Source organism: Burkholderia sp. BCC0398 (genome assembly GCF_902833245.1).
GTDB classification, from domain to species: Bacteria; Pseudomonadota; Gammaproteobacteria; order Burkholderiales; family Burkholderiaceae; genus Burkholderia; species Burkholderia sola.
The window spans coordinates 594,925-616,417 of sequence record NZ_CADFEM010000001.1 but is presented as its reverse complement, the minus strand read 5'-3'; the positions used below and the strand labels follow the sequence as shown (position 1 = coordinate 616,417).

The window sequence follows — 21,493 nt, the reverse complement described above, 5'->3', positions numbered from 1 at the left end:
TCGATGGGTGCGACCCTTGCAAAAATACGAGAATGGACTAATCTTGTTAGTAAATTCGTTTCGAGACTAACGATCATGTCACAGCCCGCGTACGAGTCGCATTCCGCCGTGCCGCACGCTTCGGTCGCGCAGATGTCGGCCGCCGGCCTGCGCGCGTTTTTCAACATCGCGCGCGACTGGGAACTGACGATCGACGAGCAGATCGTGCTGCTCGGGTCGCCTGGCCGCTCGACGTTCTTCAAGTGGAAGGCCGCGCCGGAATCGGCCCGCCTGCCGCGCGATACGCTCGAGCGGCTATCGCTGTTGCTCGGCATCTACAAGGCGTTGCAGATCCTGCTGCCGCAGCCGGCCGCGGCCGATGCATGGGTCAAGCGGCCCAACGACGCGGCGCCGTTCGGCGGCAAGCGCGCGCTCGACCGGATGCTGGCCGGCAACGTCGGCGATCTGGTGGCCGTCCGGCAATATCTCGACGCGATGCGGGGTGGCTGGGCGTGACGACACCGATCGAAGTCACCCGGTGGCCCATGACCACCGTCGACTGGGCGCCAGCCTATCGCGTGATTCCCACCCGTTTTCCGGCCATCAACCTGTTCGACCGCGTCGCGTCGGCGGACGATTTCGACGCGCTCTACGCACTCGAATCGCTAACCAACGACCGCATCCGCAACGAAGTCGGCACGCTCGACCTCGTGCCGCCGGCCGAGCGCCGCTACGGGCAGGGCTGGGGGCCGATCATGGCCGCGTTCACGCACCTGAATCCGCTGGGCAGCCGTTTTTCGGACGGCAGCTACGGCGTGTTCTACTGCACGCGCTCGCGCGACACGGCGATCGCTGAAACGCGCTATCACAGCGGGCTGTTCCTCGCCGCGACGAAGGAGCCGCCGATGCGCCAGCAGATGCGGCTCTATACCGTGTTCGCGCATGGCGACGTCGCCGACGTGCGCACGTGGCCGCAGCGCGATCCCGCGTTGCTGGACCCGGTCGACTACGGCGCGGGGCAGGCGTTCGGCCGCGCGGTGCGCCATGCCGGCGGCGCGGGGATCGTCTATCCGTCGGTGCGCGATCCGCGCGGCGAGTGTCTGGCCGCGTTTCGCACGACGCTGCTGCGCGACTGCCAGCATGCGGCTTATCTCGAATACAACTGGAACGGCTCGGCCGTCGATGCGGTGTTCGAACTGAATCAGGTCGGCTAGCGTTCGCTTGGCCGGCGCGTCAGGGCAGCGCCCAGTCGCCCGCGTGGCGCTCGCGCGCTTCGGCCTGCGTCATCGACCACGTGCGGCCGGTGCGCGGCTCGGCGAGCGTGAGCCGCCCGGCCGGCGCGAACGCACCCGTGTCGATGAACCATTGCGCGCCGATCCGCTGCGGCTCACGCACCGGCGTGTGTCCGGTGCAGGTCAGCGACAGCCCGGCCTGCAGCGCCGGATCGGCGAGCCCCTGGACGAGATCGCGGCCCCAGATCAGCCGCTCGCGCACGTCGTGCGGATAGCTGCCGGTATCGAGATCCGCGTCCGAGCCGAAGAATTCCGCATGCAGCACGTTGAAGCGCGCGGGGCCGTCGCCGATCACGCGCACGAGCGGCAGTGCGTCGACGCGCGCCGCATGCGCGCGCAGCCGTTCCGGCGGCAGGTCGGCGCCCCAGTCGCCGCCGATCCCGCGCCATGCGTCGGGCGGCAGCTTGCCGCGTGCGACGAGGCTCAGCACTTCCTCGTGATTGCCGCGCACGACGTGGCACCACGGCCGGTCGAGCAGGTCGAGCGCGGTGTCGGAGGCCGGGCCGCGGTCGACGAGATCGCCGACCGAGAACAGCCGGTCGCGGGCCGGATCGAAGCGGACGTCGTGCAGCAGCGCGCGCAGCACGTCGACGCAGCCGTGCAGGTCGCCGACGACGAAGTCGCGGCCGGCCGTGTTCGCGGGATGGCGGCAGAGCAGGGCGGTGGCGGTCATTCCGTTATCTTAGGCGCTCCTTGGGCGCGCGCGCCCATCGCCATGTCACGACGGAATGAGGATAATCGGGGCGCGTTGCGCGCCAGCGCTGCCGCGCGCGCGGCCGAACCCTTTCCATCCGCTTTCGGAATCACACGATGACGCTTTATCCGCAGGTATTACGCAACCGGCCGCGCATGGTCGCGGCGTTCGTCGCCGGCGTGCTGTGCGCGGTGCTGCTGCCGCTTCCGCTGCGAGCCACCGCGCGGGCACTGATCGGCTGGGATTGCGCGGTCTGGTTGTATCTGGTGTTGATGTGGGTGCGCATGGTCACCGCGCATCATCACAAGGTGCGCGAAGTCGCGATCCGCGAGGACGAAAACGCGACGACCGTGCTGACCGTCGTGTGCCTTGCGACCGTCGCGAGCGTGGCCGCGATCGCGATCGAACTCGCGACCGCCAAGAGCGTCGGCTTTCGCGCGGGGCTCAGCCACTACGCGATTACGGGCGCGACGCTGTTCGGCGCGTGGTTCCTGATCCCGACGATCTTCACGCTGCACTACGCGCGGCTCTATTACGGCTCGCCGAGCAGCGACCGCGCGCTCCGTTTCCCGGACCGGAACCCGGAGCCCGATTACTGGGATTTCCTGTATTTCGCGTTCACGATCGCGGTCGCGTCGCAGACGGCCGACGTGTCGCTCGCGAATCGTTCCGCGCGGCGCTCGGTGCTCGCGCAATCGATCCTGTCGTTCTACTTCAACATGGCCGTGCTCGGCTTGTCGATCAACGTCGCGGCGGGGCTGCTGAGCTGACGCCGGTTATTTGAGCAGATCGTACCGGCCGCCGCGTTCCAGCGCCCGCTGGTACGCAGGCCGCGCATGGATCGTGTCGAGAAAGCGCGCGATCGCCGGATACCGGCTGCCGCCGCCGCGCGCGGTCGCGGCTTCGAGCGGAAAGCTCATCTGGATGTCGGCCGCGCTGAAGCCGTCGCCGACGAACCAGCCGCTGCGCGCCAGCGTGCCGTCGACATGGCCGAGATGCAGGTCGATCTGCGGATCGACGAATCCCGACTGCAGCGTCGCGGCGATCTTGCGCGCGATCGGCCGCGCGAAGAACGGCATCGGCGCATGCGCGATCCGCAGCGCGACGAGCTTGAGCAGCAGCGGCGGCATCGCCGACCCTTCCGCGTAGTGCAGCCAGTACGTGTAGTCGTGCCGCTCGGGCGAGCCGGGCGGTGGCGCGAGACGCCCGTCGCCGTAGCGGTCGACCAGGTATTCGATGATCGCGCCCGATTCGGCGAAGGTGCGGCCGTCGTCGGTCACGACGGGCGACTTGCCGAGCGGATGGATCGCGCGCAATTCGGCCGGCGCGAGCATCGTTTTCGGATCGCGTTCATAGCGCACGATCTCGTACGGCGCATCCAGTTCTTCGAGCAGCCAGAGCACGCGCTGCGAACGCGAGTTGTTCAGGTGATGGACGGTGAGCATGTCGAGGCCGGAAGGGGGCGGGAACGACATCATACCGAGCGCATCCGTTGCGCACGCAAATAGCGTCGCGCGCGCCGTTTCGTGCCGCGCCGAACCGTCATGCGCGCCGCACCGCGATCCACGCGCCCCAGAACAGGCTCGCGAAAAAACGCAGCGGCGCGTCGAACCCCGCGTCGCGCAGCAGCGCGAACACGGCTTCCTCGGACGCGGGCGGATCGGCGCCCTGCAGGATCTTCGCGAGTTGCGCACGCACGGCGTCGGGCGTGGCGCCTTTCATGCGCCAGCGCTGCTGCCACGCGTCGAGCAGGCGCGGGTGGTCCGCGTAGCGGCGATGGTTGCCGGCGAGCACGAGCGGCGCGCCGGGCTTCAGGCGTCGCGCGATCGCGTGCAGCAGCGCGGCCTTCGCGTCGTCGCCCGGCACGTGATGCAGCACGCCGATCAGCGTCGCGCCGTCGAACGCGGGCACGTCGGGCAACGCGTCGACGCCGTCCTCGACGAACGTCGTACGCGCGCCGAAACCCGCGGCTTCGACGTTCGAGCGCGCAAGCGCGAGCATCGGCGCGGACGGGTCGACGGCCGTGAACCGCCAGCCCGGTTCGAGCGCGGCCGCGACGCAGATTTCCTGGCCCGTGCCGCCCGCGCCCGCGACGAGCATCCGGGCATCGGCAGTACCCATCGCCGACGCGAGCATGCATGCGGTGAGTTCGTGGCACGCATCGTAGCCGGCGAGCGCGATGCGCGATTGCTCGGCGTATTCGTGTGCGCGTGACGGATCGAATTTCGCGGCGCTGGCGGGAAGCGACATGGCAGGTCCTCGGATCGGGGCGGACGACATGTCCGCGAACAGGACGCAGAGCGTATGTGCGCGCGGCCGGCGCAACAAGACGAGCAATCATTCCGGTATGCAGACTACCCGACTCGTCGGCGCGTGCCGGCCGGTTTCCCGTGCGATTTTCCAAGGGTCGATTCGCATTTAAAAATGTCTGACTACGATGCATCGACGTGGCGAATCCGGCGCATACTCGGTGCTCTCCCCCCGCCTGGCCTTCGCATGCCGGGCCCCGATGCGCTGCGCCATCGGCGCGGCCATGCCGCTCGGTACGCACGAGGAGCGCATGATGTCCGATTGTCCGCACGATCCGTACGCGCAGCACTACATCCATTGTTTGCCGTTTGGCGCGCAGCCCTGCGGCGCGCTGTGCACGACGCCGCGCACGCATTTCCGCGTGTGGGCGCCCGGCAGCACCCACGTCGAGCTCGAACTCGATACCGGCTACGGCCCGATGCTCGTCCCGATGACGAGCGCCGGCCCGAACTGGTTCGAGGTCTTCGTCGACTGCGGCGCGGGCGCACGTTACCGCTATCGTCTCGACGACACCGTATCGATTCCCGATCCCGCGTCGCGCTCGCAGCCCGACGGGCTCGACGGCCCGAGCGAGGTCGTCGATCCGCGCGCGTTCACGTGGCGCAATACGTTCTGGCACGGGCGCGCGTGGGAAGACATCGCGCTCTACGCGATCCGCCCGCACGCGGTGGGCGGCTTCGACGGCGTGCGCCGCCGGCTGCCGCAACTCGCGCGCCTCGGCGTGACCGCGCTGGAGCTGCTCGCGTCGCCGCACGACAGCCTGCCGTTCGCGCCGCTCGCGGCCGAAGGCGGCCCCGACGCGCTGAAGGCGCTGATCGACGCTGCGCACGGCTACGGTCTCGCGGTGCTGCTGGAACTCGACTACGCACGCTTCGGCAGCGGCACCGACGCGCTGCGCCACTACGCGGGGCCGTTCTTCCATACGCGCGACGATCCGCTGCAGGCCGCGCCGCTCGCGCTCGATCATCCGGAAGTTTGCGATTTCTTCTGCGACAACGCGCTGTACTGGATCGACGAATACCGCTGCGACGGGCTGCGCCTGCGCGAAGCCGACCGGATCGGCGTGTCGTGGCTGCGCGAGATCGCGGATCGCGTGCGCGCCGCCGTGCCGGCCGACCGGCTGATCCACCTCGTGCTCGGCAGCGAGCGGCATCCGGCGCATCTCGCCGATACCCATTTCGATGCGCAGTGGAACGGCTGCGGCGAACGCGCGCTGCACCGGCTCACCGGGCGCGACACGTCGGCTCATGAAGGCATTTCCACGCACCAGTCGATTCACACGCTCGCCCGCGCGCTGACCGCGGCCGGCGCGGCGTACCAGCCGGCCGCATCGGCGGACGGGATGGCCGCCGACAGCGGACTGTCGCTGACGTCGCTCGTACTGTCCGACGGCGCATGGCGCGACAGCGGCCCGGGCGATCACGGGCAGGCGGCCGGCTTGGCCGCGCTCGCGCTGTCGCTGCTCACGCCGCAGATCCCGCTGATCTTCGACGAAACCGCGCGCGACATCGACCGTGCGCATTTCGTGCAGTCGGCGCTCGCGGTGCGCGCGAAGCTGATCGCGCCGAGGCTGTCCGATTGCCGGCCACAGGCAGCCCATGCGCTCAAGGCGGACGGCGACGGCGATGCCGACGCGCTGTGCGCATCATGGCGGCTCGCCGACGACGAGACGTTGACGATCGCGTTGAACCTGTCGCCCGATGCGGTGCCGTTCGACGCACCGGTCGGGCGGGTGGTGTTCGAGACGCCGGCACGCGCGCGCGACCGGGTCGAGGAAGGGGAGTTGCCGCCGTATTCGCTCGTCGCGTGGCTGACGGGCGACGTCAATCGCTACGCGCTGACGCACGACGTGCGTCGCCTCGACGACGGTTCATGGCGCGGCAGGCGTCCGAACCTGAACGCATGAGCCGATGAACGCGTGAGGCGGCGTGGCGGGGCGGTAAGCGATCGTGCGCGGCCGCGCTGCCGGAAAGCGCCGAATTACCAGAACCCGCGAATGCCCGCGATGCCGTACGCGCCGTGACGGCGCGCATCGTCGAGGTGCGCGCGCGTCATGCCGCCGAGCGCGAACACGGGCATCGCGGCCTGTGCGGCCAGCGCGTCGAATCGCGCCCAGCCGAGCGCTGGCGCACCGGGGTGGCTGAGCGTCGGCAGCACCGGCGACAGCGTGACGAAATCCGCGCCGGCGCGCGCGGCCAGCAGCAGATCGTCTTCCGAGTGGCACGCCGCGGACACCCAGCGTCCGGCCGGCAGCGGCCGCTGCACGGCGGCGCGCAACGCGGCGCCGTCGAGATGCCAGCCGGCGCCGTCGAGCCGCATCACGCCGGCTGCCTCGATCGGGCCGTTCAGCATCAGATGCGCGCCGGCCGCGTCGCAGCGCGCGAGCGCCGCGGCGGCCAGCGACGCGAACGCGGCCGTGTCGAACGATTTCACGCGCAGTTGCACGAGCGTTTCGCCGCGCGCGAGCACGGCCGACAGCCGGTCGAGGAACGCGGCGCGATCGGCCGCCGACGCGGACGCCGGTTCCGGCGTGATCACGCAGCAGCGCGGCAGCGGCCCATTCATCGCGCGAGGCAGCGCGCGGCCGTCATTCGTCGGCCTCTTTCGCGATCTTCGGATAGACGCGCACGAGCACGATGCGCGGCCCGTTCATCTTCTTCACGACGACGTCGAAGCGGTCGAACGACACGCGCTGCCCTTCGGTCGGCAGGTCGCTCAACGCCTGGATCACGAGGCCGCCGACCGATTCCGCGCGGCCTTCGTCGATGTCGATGCCGAGCGCCTGCTCGAGCGACACGACGGGCAGGCTGCCCTTGCCCATCAGCGTGCCGTCGTCGAGGCGGCTCCAGTCGGCGTCTCCCTGGCGGAATTCGTCGTGGATCTGGCCGACCAGCGCGCCCAGCAGGTTGTCGAGCGTCAGGAAGCCGATCGGCTTCTCGCCCTTGTTGCCGACCAGCGCGAAGTGCGGCGCGCCCTTGCGGAAGCGGCGGAACAGCTCCAGCGCCGGCGTGTCGGGCTTCACGTACTGGACCGGGCGCACGTAGTCGGACAGATCCTCGAGCGCGGCGCCCGCGTGACGCGCGAGCAGCAGGTCCTTCAGGTGGATCAGCCCGCTCACCTGTTCGCGCGACGCATCCTCGAACAGCGGATAGCGGCTGAAGCGGTGCCGCGCGACGATCTCCATGTTGTCGGGCAGCGGCAGGTCGCGCCGCAGGCCGATCATTTCATGGGCCGGCCGCATCAGGTCCGACACGGTCATCGACGAAAAATCCAGCGAATGCGCGAGCGTATTCCACTCGTCGTTGCTGTACGTGCCGCGCGCCGGCTGGGCCGCATTGCCGGCCGCGCTGCGGCGGCTGCGCAGGATCAGCTTCAGCTCGTCGGTCGAATAGTGCGCATCGCCGCCGTGATCGGCCGACAGCCCCGCAAGGCGCAGCACCGCGTTCGCGCTGGTGTTGAGCACCCAGATCGCCGGATACATCGCCCAGTAGAACGCGTAGAGCGGCAGCGCGACCCACAGGCCGACCTTCTCCGGCTGACGGATCGCCATCGATTTCGGCGCGAGTTCGCCGACGACGATGTGCAGAAACGAGATCAGCGAGAACGCGAACACGAGCGAGATCAGGTGCACGACGCGTTCGGACTCGACGCCGATCAGGTCGAGCAGCGGGCCGATCAGTTCCGCGAACGCCGGTTCGCCGACCCAGCCGAGGCCGAGCGACGCGAGCGTGATGCCGAGCTGGCACGCGGAAAGATACGCGTCGAGCCGGCCGTGCACGATGGCGAGGATGCGCCCGCGCAGGCCGTGCTTGCGGGCGAGGGTCTTGACGCGCGTCGCGCGGAGTTTGACGAGGCCGAATTCGGCCGCAACGAAGAACCCGTTCAGGGCCACCAGGAACAACGCGCCGATGAGCGCGAAGATCTGTAACAAAGAATCGCTCCGGTTATGACAGGCCCGTCAGTATAGAGCCAGAAAGGAATTCGTAATGTGTCGGGCGGGCGCTTGCTTACACCGGCGCCTCGCACGGAATCGAGAACGTGAGGGTGGCGCTCGCGCCGTCGACGAACACGTCGTGCGCAAACGTGCCGCCGTGCGCGAGGGCGACGCGCTGGCACAGCGCGAGCGCCCATGCGCTGCGTTTCGCGTCGCGCTCGTGCAGCATCTCGCGCCGCGCGAACGATTCGAACGCGTGCGGCTGCGCGGGATCGACGAGCACGCCGGCGTTGACGGTGCAGGTGGCGTACGCGGTGAACTGCACACCGTCGCGCGTGCAGGCGAACGCGACGCGGCTGCCCGCGGCGCTGGCCTCGACGGCCGTCGTCAGCAGCGTCCAGAGCGCCTGCGCGACGCGTTCGCGATCGACGGTGAGCGACGGCTCGCCGTCCGGCAGCGTCGTGTCGAGCGCGACCTGGCGGGCGTCCGCGAGCGCGAAACGCACGAGCGCGATCGTTTCGTCGAGCAGTGCGCGCAGCGCGAACGGCCGAGGCGCGAGCGCGAGCGTGCGCGTTTCCGCGCGCGGCGCGTCGAGCACGCCATCGATCAGCGCGACCTGCTGGTCGATGCCCGTGCGGATGCCCGCGAGCGCGCGCTGCAGGTTCGGGTCGGCATTCGCGAGCTGGCGCTCGAGCACGTAGGCCCAGCTGTGCATCGCATTCAGCGGGCTGCGCAGGTCGTGCGACGCGGTGGAGAGCGCCTGGTCGCGCAGGAACAGCGCCGCCTGGGCGGCGTAGTGCGCTGCGCGTTCGCGCAGCAGGTCGGCGGCGGGATCGACGGAAGTGGACGTCACGGAGCTGGCCTGTCGGAAGCGGTTGGCGTGGAAGTCACGCGAATCGCCATTATAGGGACGGTGGGCGTCACGCCGGCAGCGCGTCCTCGTCCTTTTTCCGCGCGTCGCCGTTCGGCAGCAACTGGCACGCGAGCAGGCCGGCCAGCATCAGCGCGCAGCCGACGAGCGCGCGCAGCGTCAGCGTTTCGCCGAGCGCGGCCCAGCCGGCGATCGCCGCGAATACGCCTTCCATGCTGAAGATCACCGCCGCGTGCGCGGGCGCCGCGTCGCGCTGCGCGACGACCTGCAGCGTATAGCCGACCCCGACCGAGAGCAGCCCGCCGTACAGCAGCGTCGGCAGCGCCCCGCGCAGCATCGCGACGCTGACCGGTTCGACGGCGAGGCCGACCGCGAGACACGCGACGCCGCATACGGCGAACTGCAGGAACGCAAGCACGAGCGGATCGTGGCGCTTCGCGAGATGGCCGACCGCCATCACGTGCGCGGCGATGATGACGGCGCCCGCGAGCTGGAACCAGTCGCCGTAGAGCACCGAGAAGTGCTCGTCGATGCTGAGGAAATACAGGCCGATCGCGGCCAGCAACGCGCCGAACCACGTGCCCGCGCCGATCCGGTGGCGCGCGAACACGCCCATCAGCGGCACGATCACGACGTACAGCGAGCTGATGAAGCCGGCATTCGCGATCCGCGTGTATTGCAGGCCGACCTGCTGCAGCGAGATCGACACGGCGAGCAGGCCGCCGAGCGCGACGCCCGGCAGCAGCAGCGCGGAGTCGCGCCGGATCGCCGCGAGCTGCGCGCGCGACGCCGGATTCAGCATCAGCAGCGGCACCAGCACGAGCGCGCCGAGCAGGAAGCGCAGCCCGGTGAACAGGAACGGGCCGATCACGTCGAGGCTCAGGCGTTGCGCGACGAAAGCGGAGCCCCAGATCGCGGCGGCGCCGAGCATCAGCAGGTTGGCGCGGAGGTGCTGGCGGGCGTCGGGCTTCAATGGAATTCGTCTGGAGATTGCGCAGGAGCCCGCTAGTTTACGCCGAGATTGCAAGACTGTCGGCGAACCTGCGCAGCGCGGCGGCGGCGCGGGCGTCGCGTACCCGCGAATACAGCACGACCTGCGATTGCGGCAGCGCCGGCAGCCCGAATTTCGCGCCGACGTCGACCAGCGTGCGCGGGGCGACGCGCCGCGCGAGCGGACAGACGGCCAGCCCCGCCGCGGCGGCGGCCGCGACCGCCGCGACCCCGCCGCCCGTGAAGCGCTCGCGCCATGGCAGCCCCGCGCGGTCGAGCGCGCGCAGCGCGGCGGCCCGCACGCCGCAGGGGCCGGCCAGCACCGCGAGCGGCAGCGGCTCGCCGGCGCGCGGCGCCCAGTCGGGCGCGGCGAGCCAGGCCAGCGGCTCGGTGAAGAGCGGCGTGGCGTCGTCGCGCGGCGGATCCTCGCCGGGCTCGTGCCGCGCGATGACCGCGTCGAACCGCCGTTCGTCGTATTGCGGGAGCAGGCTCGTCGACGCCCCGAGATGCATTTCCAGCGACAGCCCCGGATCTTGCCGGTGCAGGCTCGTCAGCACGGCCGGCAGGTCGGGCACCGCGACGTGCTCGCTGACGCCGAGCGACAGGCGCACCGTGCCGGTCGAGATTGCGCCGAGCGCACGCTCGTGCGCGTCGAGCAGCGCACGGGCGGCCGGCAGGAAATTCTCGCCGTCGGCGGCCAGCTTGACGACGCGCGGCGTGCGCGCGAGCAGCGGCTTGCCGAGATGGGCTTCCAGCCGCTTCAGCTTCAGGCTGACGGCCGATTGCGTGGTGCCGAGCGCATCGGCGGCGCGCGTGAAGCTGGCGAGGTCGGCGACCAGCACGAACGCGCGGACGGCATCGAGATCGAGTACTTTCATTTCAAATGAAAATGGATGAAATATTCATCAATGACTGTTCATTATAGGTTGCCGCGCCTAACCTGACGCTGTGTTTTCGTTCTTCAACGTCACTCACCGACAGGAGCAGCACCATGCCATTCACCCGTATCGCCGTACGCGAAGGCAAACCGGCCGCCTACCGCAAGGCCCTCGTCGACGGCGTGCAACGCGCGCTGATCCAGACGTTCAACGTCCCCGAGGACGACATCTTCATGGTCGTGACCGAGCATGCGGCCGAGAACTTCGTGTTCGGCCGCCATTACCTCGATATCGAACGCAGCGACGATCTCGTGATCATCCAGATCACCGCGAACAACACGCGCACGCTCGAGCAGAAGCGCTCGCTGTACCGGACGATCGCCGACAACCTGTCGCAGCAGCCGGGTGTGCGGCAGGAAGACGTATTCATCAGTCTGGTCGAGGTGCTGAAGGAGAACTGGTCGTTCGGCAACGGCATCGCGCAATACGCGGTCTGACGTGCCGGCTTGACCTGCCTGTTTGACGTGCCACACGGAGACAGGGCCGGATCGTCGCCTGCGTCCTTTTGGGGCGTGTACTATGGAAGTTGCTTCACGAGCGACGCTGGCGCGGTCGATGCGCCGGCGATCCTTCATGTGCAGGAGCCTCCATGTCGCGTGTGCTGGAAATCGTGTTGTCGTTGTCGCTGGAAGGGTGGCCGGTCCAGGGCGCAAGCCGCACCCGTGGCGCGCAGCGCGATTTCGGCGCCGAACTCGTGCGTGCGTGGCGGATCTGCCCGCAGGTCCGGATGCGGCGCGGCCACGAGCGCGTGACGATCGAGCCGTGCCAGATCGAGGAGGCCGAGCGGAGCCCCGGCGCGAACTGGTGGACCTGGGTGGAATCGAACGCGCATGGCACGCGGGTCGTCGCATCGCGCACCGAGACGTTCGCCCCCGGCGTCACGCAGCGTGAGCTGTTCGACGCGGAGCACGCGGGCATCGTCGTCGCGGCGCCGCTGCCGGTGCCCACGACGGCCGGCGCAGCCGATGCCGACGCGCCGGCCGCCGACGCCGAGGGCATTGCGCCGGACACCGACGAAGCGCGGGCCCAGGCGTCGGCGCTGCGCATCGTCAGCGAACGGCGGCGCGGGCGCTGGGCCGACGACAGCGGCGTCGTGGTCGAGATGACGCTCGACGACATCATGCTGCATGGCGGCGGCGAGCCGCCGCGCCGCTACGTCGAGCTGCGTCTGGCCGCGCCCGACTGGGAAACCGTGGCCGCGCGCACGGCCGCGTTGCACGCGCTGTTTGCCGCGGCGCGCGAACTGAGCGGCGCGTGGCCCGCGTTCGTGCAACTGACGAGCGTGATCGACCGCGCCTGTGCGGGCGGGCCGGTGGCCGCCGCGCTGGTCAAGGCGCAGCCCGTCGACCTGACCGGCATCCGCACGCAGCGCGCCGCGCTGTTCGCGCTGGCCGGCGACATCACCGCGCAATGGCTCGGCAATGAATGCGGCGTGCTCGATCGCGACGATCCCGAATTCGTGCACCAGATGCGCGTCGCGCTGCGCCGCCTGCGCACGCTGATGCGCTTCTTCCCGCGCTTCACGGACCGTCAATGGAAGGACACGCTCGGCGTCGACCTGCGCTGGCTCGCCAAGCTGCTCGGCACGGTGCGTGACTGGGACGTGTTCGCGACCGAGAGCCTGCCCGCGCTGATCGCGGCCGACGGCGGCGGCAGCGACTGGGACGGCACGCTCGACGCCGCCCGTGCGCAGTCGATGGCCGCGCGCGTCGAACTGCGGCAGGCGCTGCATTCGGCCCGCTATGCGCGGCTGACGCTCGGCTGGCTTGAATGGCTGAGCGCGCTCGTGCTGCCGGCGGCCGACGGCGACGACGCGCCGTCGCTGCGGCGTCACGCGACCAAGCGCGTGCGGCGGCTGTTCGGTCATCTCTACGGATCGCCGTCGCTCACGTCGCTCGACACGGCGGCGCGCCACCAGGTGCGGATCGATGCGAAGCGGCTGCGCTACGCGCTCGAATTCTTCGCGTCGCTGGCGTCGCGCCGCACGCGCACCGAGACGGTCAAGACGTTGGCGCGCGTGCAGAGCGTGCTCGGCGAAGCGAACGACGCGATGGTCGCGCTGCACCATCTCGAGCAACTGTCGGCGCCGCCGTACCAGCTCGGTTTCGTGCGCGGCTACGGCGCCGCGCTCCAACAGCGGGCCGCGCGCGACGCCGAGACGCTGCTCGCCAGCCTGCGGCCGCCGAAGCTCGACGGCAAGTCGGGCTGAGCGCCACGCGCCGGACCCTATAATGGCCGCCCGTTTCCCCGCACGCATGCCGATGATGACCGACGCACCGCATTCTTCCTCGTCCGCCGAACCGCTCGAACTGGGCGGCGAGCTGTGGCTGCGCGCCGGCGAACAGACGCTCGGCGGCGCGACGCGCATCGCGCTGCTCGCGGCGATCGGCGACACCGGTTCGATCACGCGTGCGGCGAAGGCGGTGGGCCTCAGCTACAAGGCCGCGTGGGACGCGGTCGACACGATGAACAATCTCGCCGGCGAACCGCTCGTCGCGCGTTCGACCGGCGGCAAGGGTGGCGGCGGCACCACGCTGACGCCGCGCGCGACGTCGCTGATCGCCGCGTTCCGCGCGATCGAGCGCGAGCATCGCCGTTTCATCGAGGCCGCGAGCGCGGCCGTTGCCGGCTTCGACGTCGACTGGGCGCTGATCGGGCGGATCGGGATGAAGACGAGCGCGCGCAACCAGTTGTTCGGCAAGGTCGCATCGATCGTGCGCGGCACCGTCAACGACGAGGTCACGCTTGCGCTGCCGGGCGGGCAAGCCGTCGTCGCCGTGCTGACGCACGAAAGCGCCGAGGCGCTCGGGTTGCGGGAAGGCGCGGACGCGTGCGCGCTGGTGAAGGCGTCGTGGGTCGTGCTCGCGGTCGACGAGGGCGGACCCGACCTGAAGGTGTCCGCGCGCAACCGGCTGCGCGGCGGCGTCGAAGCCGTCACGGCGGGCGCGGTCAACAGCGAGGTGACGCTGGCGCTCGACGGCGGCGGGACGCTGACGGCCGTCGTGACCAACGACAGCGTCGATGCGTTGCAGCTCGACGCCGGTCGGCGCGCGATCGCGCTGTTCAAGGCGTCGAGCGTGATTCTGGCGGTGACGGGCTGACCCGCGCGGTAGCGCGGCTTGCGTTGGCCGGCGGCCGGCGTGCGGGGCGGGGCGAAGCCGGTGCCGCACGCGTGCGCATCGCACCGGCTTCGTTTCCGCGTTCAGCATGTGCCGCGACGCGGCTGCTCCCAGGCTCCAACGTGGCGACCGGCGCCACGCTCACGACCACGGCGTCGCGCGCTCAGGTGACGCGCGTCGGCCACTCGGCATGCGGCGAACTCGCCTGCACGCGTCCTTCGCTCAACTGCACGACCTGATCGCCGAACGCGGCGACGTCGTCGGGGTCGTGCGAGATCAGCACCATCGGGATGTCGAGCCGCGCCTGCAGCTCGGCGAGCTCGTGGCGCATGCGCTGGCGCATCGCGCCGTCGAGCGCCGCGAACGGTTCGTCGAGCAGCAGGATGCGCGGCTGCGCGACCAGCGCACGGGCGAGCGCCACGCGCTGCTTCTGCCCGCCCGACAGTTGCGACGGATATTGCCCCGCGAGCGATTCGAGATCGAACGCGCGCAGCCAGTACGCGACCTCCGGCGGCGCCGTCTTCGCGCGCGGGTTGCGCAGGCCGGCCGTGAGCCCGAACGCGATGTTCTGCCGCACGTTCAGATGCGGGAACAGCGCGTAGTCCTGGAACAGGTACGCGACACGGCGTTCGCGGGTCGGCACGTCGATGCGGCGCGCGGCGTCGAACAGCGGCTCGCCGTTCAGCGTGATCGCGCCTGCGTCGGGCGTCAGCAGCCCGGCGATCGCCTGCAGCGTCATGCTCTTGCCCGCGCCCGACGGCCCGAACAGCACGACGCGCTGCGTCGTCGCCGTGAACGACACGTCGAGCGTGAAGCGGCGCTCGGCGTTCGCGTAGGTCTTGCGGATATCGACGACGACGCTCATGCGGGCCTCCGCCGAAGCGGGCCGGCTGCCGGACGACAGACGTGATACGGGCAGCGCAGGTGCTTCATCAGAATTTGCTCCGAGAAACCCCGTCCTTCAGGACGGGGAGGAGAGGCGTGCTGTTGACAGACAGCTTCTTCCACGGGTTAGGATCACCTGCATGATCCTTGTCTATCGCTACCGGGTGAAATCGCTCAACGGACTGCTCAACAAGCAGAGCCGCGCGGTGAACTACGTCTGGAATTTCTGCAACGACACGCAGAAGCACGCGCTCAAGTGGAGCAAGAAGTGGCCGACCGGATTCGACCTGAACGTGCTGACAACCGGCAGCAGCAAGGAACTCGGTATTCACTCCGGCACGATCAACGCAACATGCGAGCAATATGCGAAGTCGGGCAGCCAGCACCGTCGGCCCTACCTGCGCTATCGCGGCAGGAAATCGCTCGGCTGGGTGCCGCTGAAGGGCCGTGACCTGAAGCGCGAGGGTGACGCGTTCCGTTTCGCCGGCAACATGTTTCGCGTGTTCAACAGCCGGCCGCTTCCCGAAGGCAAGATCAAGGATGGGACCAACTTTGCGCAGGATGCACGCGGCAACTGGTTTCTCAACATTGTGATCGAGATGCCGGATGTTCCGGCCCGACCTATCCGTTCCGGTGTGGGCATCGATCTCGGCCTGAAAGACTTCGCCGCACTTTCGACCGGCGAGAAGCTGCCCAATGACCCGTTCGGTCGACGAGCGGCGGAAAAGCTGGCGAAAGCGCAACGAGCGCGAAAGCACAAACGGCATATCGCGAAGCTGCACGCGAAGGTGGCGAATGTCCGCGCCGACTTCCAGCACAAGCTCGCGCTCGATCTGGTGCGGCGCTTCGATTACATCGCGGTCGGCAACGTGTCGGCCGCAAAACTCGCCAGAACCAGAATGGCGAAAAGCGTCTACGACGCATCCTGGTCGTCCTTCCGAAACAAGCTTCGTTACAAAGCGATCGCGCACGGGGCCACGCTCGAGGAAGTCGACGAAAGCGGTTCTACCCAGTCCTGTTCGGCGTGCGGGTCGCAAGCCAGCACGACGCGGCCGAAAGGTATCGCGGGACTGAGAATAAGAGAATGGGCCTGCAGTGACTGTGGTGTCGAGCATGATCGAGATATCAACGCTGCGCTGAACATTCTCCGATGCGGACGTGCATCGCCAGGTGTGGGAATCCTCTCCCTTTAGGCGGAGGAGGACGTCAAGTCAACTGGCTCCGCCGGGCGCGCGACGGCACGAGCCAGCCGGTCGCGAGCAGCACGAGCACGCAGGTGATCGACGTCACCAGCACGAGGAAGTTGGCCGTGTTGTCGTCGCCGGCCTGCACGGCCGCGTAGATCGCGACCGACAGCGTCTGCGTGCGGCCGGGCAGGTTGCCGGCGATCATCAGCGTCGCGCCGAATTCGCCGAGCGCGCGCGCGAACGCGAGCAGCGCCCCGGCGAGAATCCCGCGCGTAGCGAGCGGCAGCGTGACGCGGAAGAACACCGCGGCTTCGCCGAGCCCGAGCGTGCGCGCGGCGCGCTCGAGATGCGGATCGACGCCCTCGAACGCCGCGCGCGCCGATTTCAGGATCAGCGGAAACGCGACGACCATCGACGCGATCACCGCGCCTTGCCACGTGAACACCAGTTCGATGCCGAACGTGTCGAGCCACGCGCCGAACACGCCGCGCCGGCCGAGCAGCACGAGCAGGTAATAGCCGAGCACCGTCGGCGGCAGCACGAGCGGCAGCGTCAGCACGGAATCGACGACGTCGCGCAGCGGCGAGCGCCAGCGCGCGAGCATGAACGCGGCCGCGACGCCGAGCACGATGTCGAGCGCGGTCGCCCAGCCGGCAACCTTCAGCGACAGCAGTAGCGGGACCCAGGCGTCTTGCATCGCGATTCGCTCACTTGGCGGGCTTGAAGCCGAACGTCGACAGCACGGCCTGGCCCTGCGGCGACGCGACGAAATCGATGAACGACTGCGCCTGCGCGGCGTGGCGGCTGTCCTTGACCACGGCGATCGGGTAGGTGATGGCCGTCCGGGTCGGCACCGTCAGCGCGATTTTCACGCGGCCCGGCATGATCGCCGCGTCGGTGCCGAACACGAAGCCTGCGTCGACCTCGCCGCGCGCGACGTAGTCGAGGCTCTGGCGCACGTTGGCGGCCAGCACGCCCTTCGCGCTGACCGCATCCCACACCCCGGCCGCGCGCAGCGCGCCCTCGGTGTAGCGGCCGACCGGTACCGACGCCGGGTCGCCGTACGCGATGCGCTTCACGCCCGGCGCGGTCAGGTCGTTCAGCGACGTCGGCGCGGCCGCGCGGCTGTCCGCCGGCACGATCAGCACGAGCGAGTTCGCCGCGAAATCGCGGCGCGTGCCGGGCACGATCACCTTCTCGTTCACCGCCCGATCCATCGCCTTCTGGTCGGCCGACGCGAACACGTCGGCCGGCGCGCCCTTGGCGATCTGCTGCATCAGCACGTCCGATGCGCCGAAGTTGAACAGCACCCTGGTGTCCGGATGCTGCTTCTCGTACGCGTCGCCGACGGCCTTGAACGCGTTCGTCAGGCTGGCGGCCGCCGACACGACCAGTTCGTCGGCGGCGCAAGCGGGCGCGCTGAGCGCGATCCCGGCGGCGAGCGTGGCGATCGGCAGTAAGCGAAGCAGGGCGCGGCGAAGCGGACGGACGGTTGAGCGCATGGGAGTTCGTCGTGAATGGGTGGAAACCGTCATCGTAATATAGGGCGGGTTATAACGCTCGACATACTGCTCATGCGGCGGTGCGCATGAAATGATCAGACGTGAAGATCAGACGTGAAGATCAGACGTGAAAACGGGCGGTGAAAACGGGCGGCCGGTCACGCGTGAAGCACAGGCGGCGCCGATTCGGTGCGCTGCAGCGACGACGGCTGCGACGCGGGATGGTAGTTCGGATTGGCCTTCCAGCGCGCGCGGACGAACGGGCGCTCGTGGCCCGACAGTTCCAGCGCGACCTTGGTGACCCAGCGATGCGACGGCACCGTGAGGCCGTGGAGCGCGACGGTGACGAGCGCGAGGCTCGCGACGACCGCCGGCACCGACCAGCGGTGCGGCGCCGCGCGCCACGAGCCGGCGATGAACGCGAGCGCGGCGATCGCGCCGACGATGCAGCCGGTGATCGATTCGGACGGCGAATGCGCGTCGAGCGCGACCCGCGACACGCCGACCGCGACGCCGGCCGCCAGCCCGAGCGCGATGCCGGCGATTCGCACCGGCGTGCGCGTGCGGATCAGCGCGAGGAAAATCGCGACCGGATACACCGACGTCGACAGCATCGCATGGCCGCTGAACCCGGTGAAATCCCACGCGCGGATGCCGATGCCCCAGCCGAGGAACGCGATCTTCGTGAGCGCCACCACGCCGATCGCGGCCGCGAGCACGCCGAGCCACGCGGCCGCGCGCTGCCACGAGTAGCCGAGCGCGAGCCAGACGGCTATCGTGATCGCGAGCGGCAACGTCAGGCCGGCGCCGCCGAACGCGGTGATCATGATCCACAGGTGAGCGGGCAGGTCGAACATCGGGAAGGGGACGAACGAAGGCGGGACAATGCTTAAATCAACGCGCGAGCCGGGAAGAACGACTACAACGGATACAAGCGACCAAACCCCAGTATAGCGCCGCGTCCGCATGAGGCCCGTTTTTTGCGCTGCCGGGCACGCTCGGCGAGCAGGAAAAATCCTGGAAACAATGTTATGGTGCATTGCACAAAGTCAAACGATGCATCCGTTGCGGCGCCTTCATCGCGCCCCTATTTTTCCTGACTGCGAGCCCGATCGATGACCAAAAGTCTGACCAAGGTGTGGCTGGGCGGCATGAAACGCATGCTGTCCCCGGCCGCCAAGCGCGCGGCGCGCGACGCGCAGCGCATCACGCGCGACGCACTCGAGGCCGCGGCCTCTCCCGCCGTGTCCGATCCGTCCCCGCCACGCGAATCGCGCGTGCGGCCGCGCGCGGCCGCGTGGGCGGCGGGCGAGTGGACGCGCGGCGAACATCCGATGGCGCCCGCGCTCGGCCGCCTCGTCCAGAATCTCGCGTACGGGCTTTACGTACCGCCCGGCCGCCGGCGTGGCGCGATGCCGCTCGTCGTGATGCTGCACGGGTGCCAGCAGTCGGCGGACGAATTCGCGCAGGGCACGCGAATGAACCTGCTGGCCGACAAGCACGGCTTCGCGGTGCTGTACCCGGAACAGTCGCTGCGCGCGCACGCGCATGGTTGCTGGCACTGGTATGAAGACACCGACCGCGCGGGGCGCGGCGAGGCGGACACGGTGGCGGCGCTGGTCGACGCGCTGGTCGACGAGCACGGCTTCGACGCGTCGCGCGTCTACGTCGCGGGGCTGTCGGCCGGCGCGGGGCTTGCGTCGCTGCTTGCGCTGCACCACCCGGACCGTTTCGCGGCGGTCGCGTTGCACTCGGGCCCCGCGTTCGGCGAAGCGAATTCCGGCATCACCGCGATGGACGTGATGCGCCGCGGGCTGCGGCAGAACCCGGCCGCGGCGGTCGACGCGCTGGTCGATGCCGGTGCGTATCCGGGCATGCCCGCGCTGATCGTCCAGGGCGACGGCGATCATGTCGTCGCGCCGAAGAATGCCGATCAGCTGACCGTCCAGTTCATGCGCCTGAACGGGCTCGCCGACAGCCGGGGCGCGCTGCGCGGCGGCGAGCGCGTCGAGACGCGCAAAACGGGCGTCCAGATTACCGACGTGTGCCGCGACGGCGAGCCGGTCGTGCGGCTGTGCCACGTGAAAGGGCTCGATCACGCGTGGGCCGGCGGCGACGAAGCCGTGCCGTTTCACGCGGCGGTCGGCCCCGACGCCAGCGCGATGATCTGGGCTTTTTTCGAAGCCCATCGCCGCACTGTGGCGACCGAACGACGCACCGTTTGATCGACGCTGGTCAAAGCCTAGGGTTTTCCCTATAATTCGGGAAAACCCTAGTCCAGAACCTTTGAACAGCGAGATCGACCATGTACCTGCTGAGCCACCTCTTCCTGATGCTGACCAAGAACGCTGAAAAGGCCGCGAAAGAGCGCGCCGACGCGTACCTGGCCGAAGCCACCGACATCTACGATCTCGAATTCCGCATGCGCAAGATCGATCGCGACGCGGCAATGAACCGTCCGTATTCGATCGGCGCGCGCTAAGCGGCGCACGCGGGCCTGCCGGCCCGCCATTTCGACGAATCGCGCAAAAGGGCGCGTGCGGCATCTAGCCGCACGCGCCCTTTTTGTATTCTGCTGAAGCGTGAACCTGCGTCGCGTCAGACGACCGTCAGGCGCACCGGCACGTTGTTGCGCGTGGCGTTCGAATACGGGCACACGTGGTGCGCCTTGTCGACCAGCGTTTGCGCGTCGTTCTTGTCCAGCCCCGGCAGCGACACGCGCAGCTCGATGTCGAGCCCGAAGCCGCCTGCGTCGTTCGGGCCGATGCCCACTTCCGCGGTGACTTGCGTATCGGCCGGCAGCGTCTGCTTGTTCTGGCCCGCGACGAATTTCATCGCGCTCAGGAAACAGGCCGAGTAACCTGCGGCAAACAGTTGCTCCGGATTCGTGCCTTCCGCACCCGTGCCGCCGAGTTCGCGCGGCGCGGCCAGCTTCACTTCCAGCTTGTGGTCGGCGGATACCGCGCGGCCGTCGCGGCCGCCCGTGCTCGTGGCGCTGGTCTTGTACAGAATGTTCATCGTGCAGCTCCTGTCGGGAAGAGAGGGAGAAAGCGGTCCGGTTGGACGGGATGTCGCCGGCCATGATCAGAATATAGAACACAAATGATTAGTGTGCAAATCAAATTTTTAAAAAAAACCGGCGGCGCCGGGTAGGTCGGTCCGAGTTTCAGCGTGCGAGCGTCAGCGTTCGTTGGCCACCGACAACGCGTCGCGCAACTGCTGGAGATCGGCGCGCAGCCTGATCAGGAAGTCGGGTGTCTGTTGCATCGCGCAAAAGAGGTCGGCCGGCACCGAGCGCGCGCGGTCCTTCAGCGCACGGCCTTCCGACGTCACGCGCACGTTGACGACGCGTTCGTCCGCCGCGCTGCGCACGCGCTCGACGTAGCCGAGCGCTTCCAGCCGCTTGAGCAGCGGCGTGACCGTGGCCGGATCGAGGTCGAGCCGCGCGGCGATGTCCTTTACGGCCAGGTCGTCGCGCTCCCACAGCACGAGCATCGCGAGATATTGGGGATAGGTCAGCGACAGCTTGTCGAGCAACGGCTTGTACGCCTTCGTCATCGCGTGCGAAGTCGAGTAAAGCGCGAAGCAGAGTTGCTCGTCGAGCGTCTGGGGCAGGGAAGGCGGGCGATCCATGATTCGGGAAGCGCGTCGGATGCGCGAACGATTTGTACGCAAATTATTTTGCGCGCAAAAGATCGGGTTGAACAGAGGCGCCCGACGCTTTGGATACCGGAAAAGGGAGAGATCAGAAGCGCGCGGGGCGACGACCCGGTGCTGGAAACAGCGCGGCGG

24 protein-coding genes are annotated in these 21,493 nt (G+C 69.0%); 10 read left to right on the top strand and 14 right to left on the bottom strand.

Annotated elements, in window-relative coordinates:
• Positions 1 to 75 precede the first annotated feature (75 nt).
• Together HWX76_RS02720 and HWX76_RS02715 are read left to right on the top strand one after the other, a co-directional pair.
• Positions 76 to 495, top strand: a complete 420-nt coding sequence (locus HWX76_RS02720; protein WP_050017968.1) for an MbcA/ParS/Xre antitoxin family protein — start codon at positions 76 to 78, stop codon at positions 493 to 495.
• Between the two features lie 29 nt (positions 496 to 524).
• A complete protein-coding gene (locus HWX76_RS02715) occupies positions 525 to 1,193 on the top strand; it encodes an RES family NAD+ phosphorylase (RefSeq protein ID WP_089489125.1) in 669 nt (222 codons plus the stop codon).
• Positions 1,194 to 1,212: 19 nt separating this feature from the next.
• Here the strand turns inward: HWX76_RS02715 and HWX76_RS02710 are convergent, their stop codons facing one another.
• Positions 1,213 to 1,944 carry a metallophosphoesterase gene (locus HWX76_RS02710; RefSeq protein WP_124553965.1) on the bottom strand — a complete coding sequence of 244 codons (732 nt, stop codon included), beginning with the start codon at positions 1,942 to 1,944 and terminating at the stop codon, positions 1,213 to 1,215.
• A 137-nt stretch (positions 1,945 to 2,081) separates the two neighbouring features.
• Between HWX76_RS02710 and HWX76_RS02705 the strand changes: the two genes are divergently transcribed.
• A complete protein-coding gene (locus tag HWX76_RS02705; RefSeq protein WP_050017971.1) occupies positions 2,082 to 2,735 on the top strand; it encodes a DUF1345 domain-containing protein in 654 nt (217 codons plus the stop codon).
• Between the two features lie 6 nt (positions 2,736 to 2,741).
• Here the strand turns inward: HWX76_RS02705 and HWX76_RS02700 are convergent, their stop codons facing one another.
• Together HWX76_RS02700 and HWX76_RS02695 are read right to left on the bottom strand one after the other, a co-directional pair.
• A complete protein-coding gene (locus HWX76_RS02700; RefSeq protein ID WP_124631290.1) occupies positions 2,742 to 3,410 on the bottom strand; it encodes a glutathione S-transferase in 669 nt (222 codons plus the stop codon).
• Positions 3,411 to 3,507: 97 nt separating this feature from the next.
• Entirely contained in the window at positions 3,508 to 4,215 is a 708-nt protein-coding gene (locus tag HWX76_RS02695) for a class I SAM-dependent methyltransferase (protein WP_124651265.1), read from the bottom strand.
• Between the two features lie 313 nt (positions 4,216 to 4,528).
• Between HWX76_RS02695 and HWX76_RS02690 the strand changes: the two genes are divergently transcribed.
• Positions 4,529 to 6,181: a DUF3459 domain-containing protein gene (locus HWX76_RS02690; RefSeq protein WP_089489723.1), complete on the top strand. Its 1,653-nt coding sequence runs from the start codon at positions 4,529 to 4,531 to the stop codon at positions 6,179 to 6,181.
• A 74-nt stretch (positions 6,182 to 6,255) separates the two neighbouring features.
• On the opposite strand, the gene HWX76_RS02685 is transcribed toward HWX76_RS02690, so the two are convergent.
• From HWX76_RS02685 to HWX76_RS02665, 5 genes are all read right to left on the bottom strand, one after another.
• Complete coding sequence (locus tag HWX76_RS02685) at positions 6,256 to 6,840, bottom strand: thiamine phosphate synthase (RefSeq protein ID WP_176015438.1); 585 nt, start codon at positions 6,838 to 6,840, stop codon at positions 6,256 to 6,258.
• A gap of 22 nt (positions 6,841 to 6,862) precedes the next feature.
• Positions 6,863 to 8,206 carry a hemolysin family protein gene (locus HWX76_RS02680; RefSeq protein ID WP_050017974.1) on the bottom strand — a complete coding sequence of 448 codons (1,344 nt, stop codon included), beginning with the start codon at positions 8,204 to 8,206 and terminating at the stop codon, positions 6,863 to 6,865.
• Positions 8,207 to 8,282: 76 nt separating this feature from the next.
• Positions 8,283 to 9,062, bottom strand: coding sequence for a HAMP domain-containing sensor histidine kinase (locus tag HWX76_RS02675; RefSeq protein WP_124631285.1), 780 nt, complete (start codon positions 9,060 to 9,062; stop codon positions 8,283 to 8,285).
• 67 nt (positions 9,063 to 9,129) lie between these two features.
• The gene (locus tag HWX76_RS02670) at positions 9,130 to 10,053 is read right to left on the bottom strand and encodes a DMT family transporter (RefSeq protein WP_050017976.1); all 924 of its coding nucleotides are present in this window, start codon (positions 10,051 to 10,053) and stop codon (positions 9,130 to 9,132) included.
• Positions 10,054 to 10,090: 37 nt separating this feature from the next.
• Positions 10,091 to 10,948: a LysR family transcriptional regulator gene (locus tag HWX76_RS02665; protein WP_060733610.1), complete on the bottom strand. Its 858-nt coding sequence runs from the start codon at positions 10,946 to 10,948 to the stop codon at positions 10,091 to 10,093.
• Positions 10,949 to 11,061: 113 nt separating this feature from the next.
• Between HWX76_RS02665 and HWX76_RS02660 the strand changes: the two genes are divergently transcribed.
• The 3 genes from HWX76_RS02660 to HWX76_RS02650 all read left to right on the top strand — a co-directional run bounded on the left by HWX76_RS02660 (position 11,062) and on the right by HWX76_RS02650 (position 14,109).
• A complete protein-coding gene (locus HWX76_RS02660) occupies positions 11,062 to 11,445 on the top strand; it encodes a tautomerase family protein (protein ID WP_124553969.1) in 384 nt (127 codons plus the stop codon).
• Positions 11,446 to 11,597: 152 nt separating this feature from the next.
• A complete protein-coding gene (locus HWX76_RS02655; RefSeq protein WP_089489130.1) occupies positions 11,598 to 13,217 on the top strand; it encodes a CHAD domain-containing protein in 1,620 nt (539 codons plus the stop codon).
• A 55-nt stretch (positions 13,218 to 13,272) separates the two neighbouring features.
• Positions 13,273 to 14,109, top strand: coding sequence for a TOBE domain-containing protein (locus tag HWX76_RS02650; protein ID WP_050018282.1), 837 nt, complete (start codon positions 13,273 to 13,275; stop codon positions 14,107 to 14,109).
• A 181-nt stretch (positions 14,110 to 14,290) separates the two neighbouring features.
• On the opposite strand, the gene HWX76_RS02645 is transcribed toward HWX76_RS02650, so the two are convergent.
• The gene (locus HWX76_RS02645) at positions 14,291 to 14,992 is read right to left on the bottom strand and encodes an ATP-binding cassette domain-containing protein (protein ID WP_050018279.1); all 702 of its coding nucleotides are present in this window, start codon (positions 14,990 to 14,992) and stop codon (positions 14,291 to 14,293) included.
• Between the two features lie 160 nt (positions 14,993 to 15,152).
• Between HWX76_RS02645 and HWX76_RS02640 the strand changes: the two genes are divergently transcribed.
• Positions 15,153 to 16,205 carry an RNA-guided endonuclease TnpB family protein gene (locus HWX76_RS02640; protein WP_176015518.1) on the top strand — a complete coding sequence of 351 codons (1,053 nt, stop codon included), beginning with the start codon at positions 15,153 to 15,155 and terminating at the stop codon, positions 16,203 to 16,205.
• Positions 16,206 to 16,218: 13 nt separating this feature from the next.
• On the opposite strand, the gene modB is transcribed toward HWX76_RS02640, so the two are convergent.
• The 3 genes from modB to HWX76_RS02625 form a co-directional block, all read right to left on the bottom strand.
• Complete coding sequence (modB, locus tag HWX76_RS02635) at positions 16,219 to 16,896, bottom strand: molybdate ABC transporter permease subunit (RefSeq protein ID WP_124593249.1); 678 nt, start codon at positions 16,894 to 16,896, stop codon at positions 16,219 to 16,221.
• A gap of 10 nt (positions 16,897 to 16,906) precedes the next feature.
• Positions 16,907 to 17,701, bottom strand: a complete 795-nt coding sequence (gene modA / locus HWX76_RS02630) for a molybdate ABC transporter substrate-binding protein (RefSeq protein WP_124593248.1) — start codon at positions 17,699 to 17,701, stop codon at positions 16,907 to 16,909.
• 158 nt (positions 17,702 to 17,859) lie between these two features.
• Positions 17,860 to 18,558 (bottom strand): phosphatase PAP2 family protein, encoded by a 699-nt coding sequence (locus HWX76_RS02625; protein ID WP_050011356.1) that lies wholly within the window; start codon positions 18,556 to 18,558, stop codon positions 17,860 to 17,862.
• A gap of 258 nt (positions 18,559 to 18,816) precedes the next feature.
• Between HWX76_RS02625 and HWX76_RS02620 the strand changes: the two genes are divergently transcribed.
• Positions 18,817 to 19,926 carry a PHB depolymerase family esterase gene (locus HWX76_RS02620; protein ID WP_089489132.1) on the top strand — a complete coding sequence of 370 codons (1,110 nt, stop codon included), beginning with the start codon at positions 18,817 to 18,819 and terminating at the stop codon, positions 19,924 to 19,926.
• An 80-nt stretch (positions 19,927 to 20,006) separates the two neighbouring features.
• The gene (locus HWX76_RS02615) at positions 20,007 to 20,183 is read left to right on the top strand and encodes a DUF3563 family protein (RefSeq protein ID WP_069618521.1); all 177 of its coding nucleotides are present in this window, start codon (positions 20,007 to 20,009) and stop codon (positions 20,181 to 20,183) included.
• Positions 20,184 to 20,299: 116 nt separating this feature from the next.
• Here the strand turns inward: HWX76_RS02615 and HWX76_RS02610 are convergent, their stop codons facing one another.
• Positions 20,300 to 20,719 carry an organic hydroperoxide resistance protein gene (locus HWX76_RS02610; protein ID WP_050011354.1) on the bottom strand — a complete coding sequence of 140 codons (420 nt, stop codon included), beginning with the start codon at positions 20,717 to 20,719 and terminating at the stop codon, positions 20,300 to 20,302.
• A 162-nt stretch (positions 20,720 to 20,881) separates the two neighbouring features.
• Positions 20,882 to 21,334: a MarR family transcriptional regulator gene (locus HWX76_RS02605; protein WP_050011353.1), complete on the bottom strand. Its 453-nt coding sequence runs from the start codon at positions 21,332 to 21,334 to the stop codon at positions 20,882 to 20,884.
• Positions 21,335 to 21,493 lie beyond the last annotated feature (159 nt).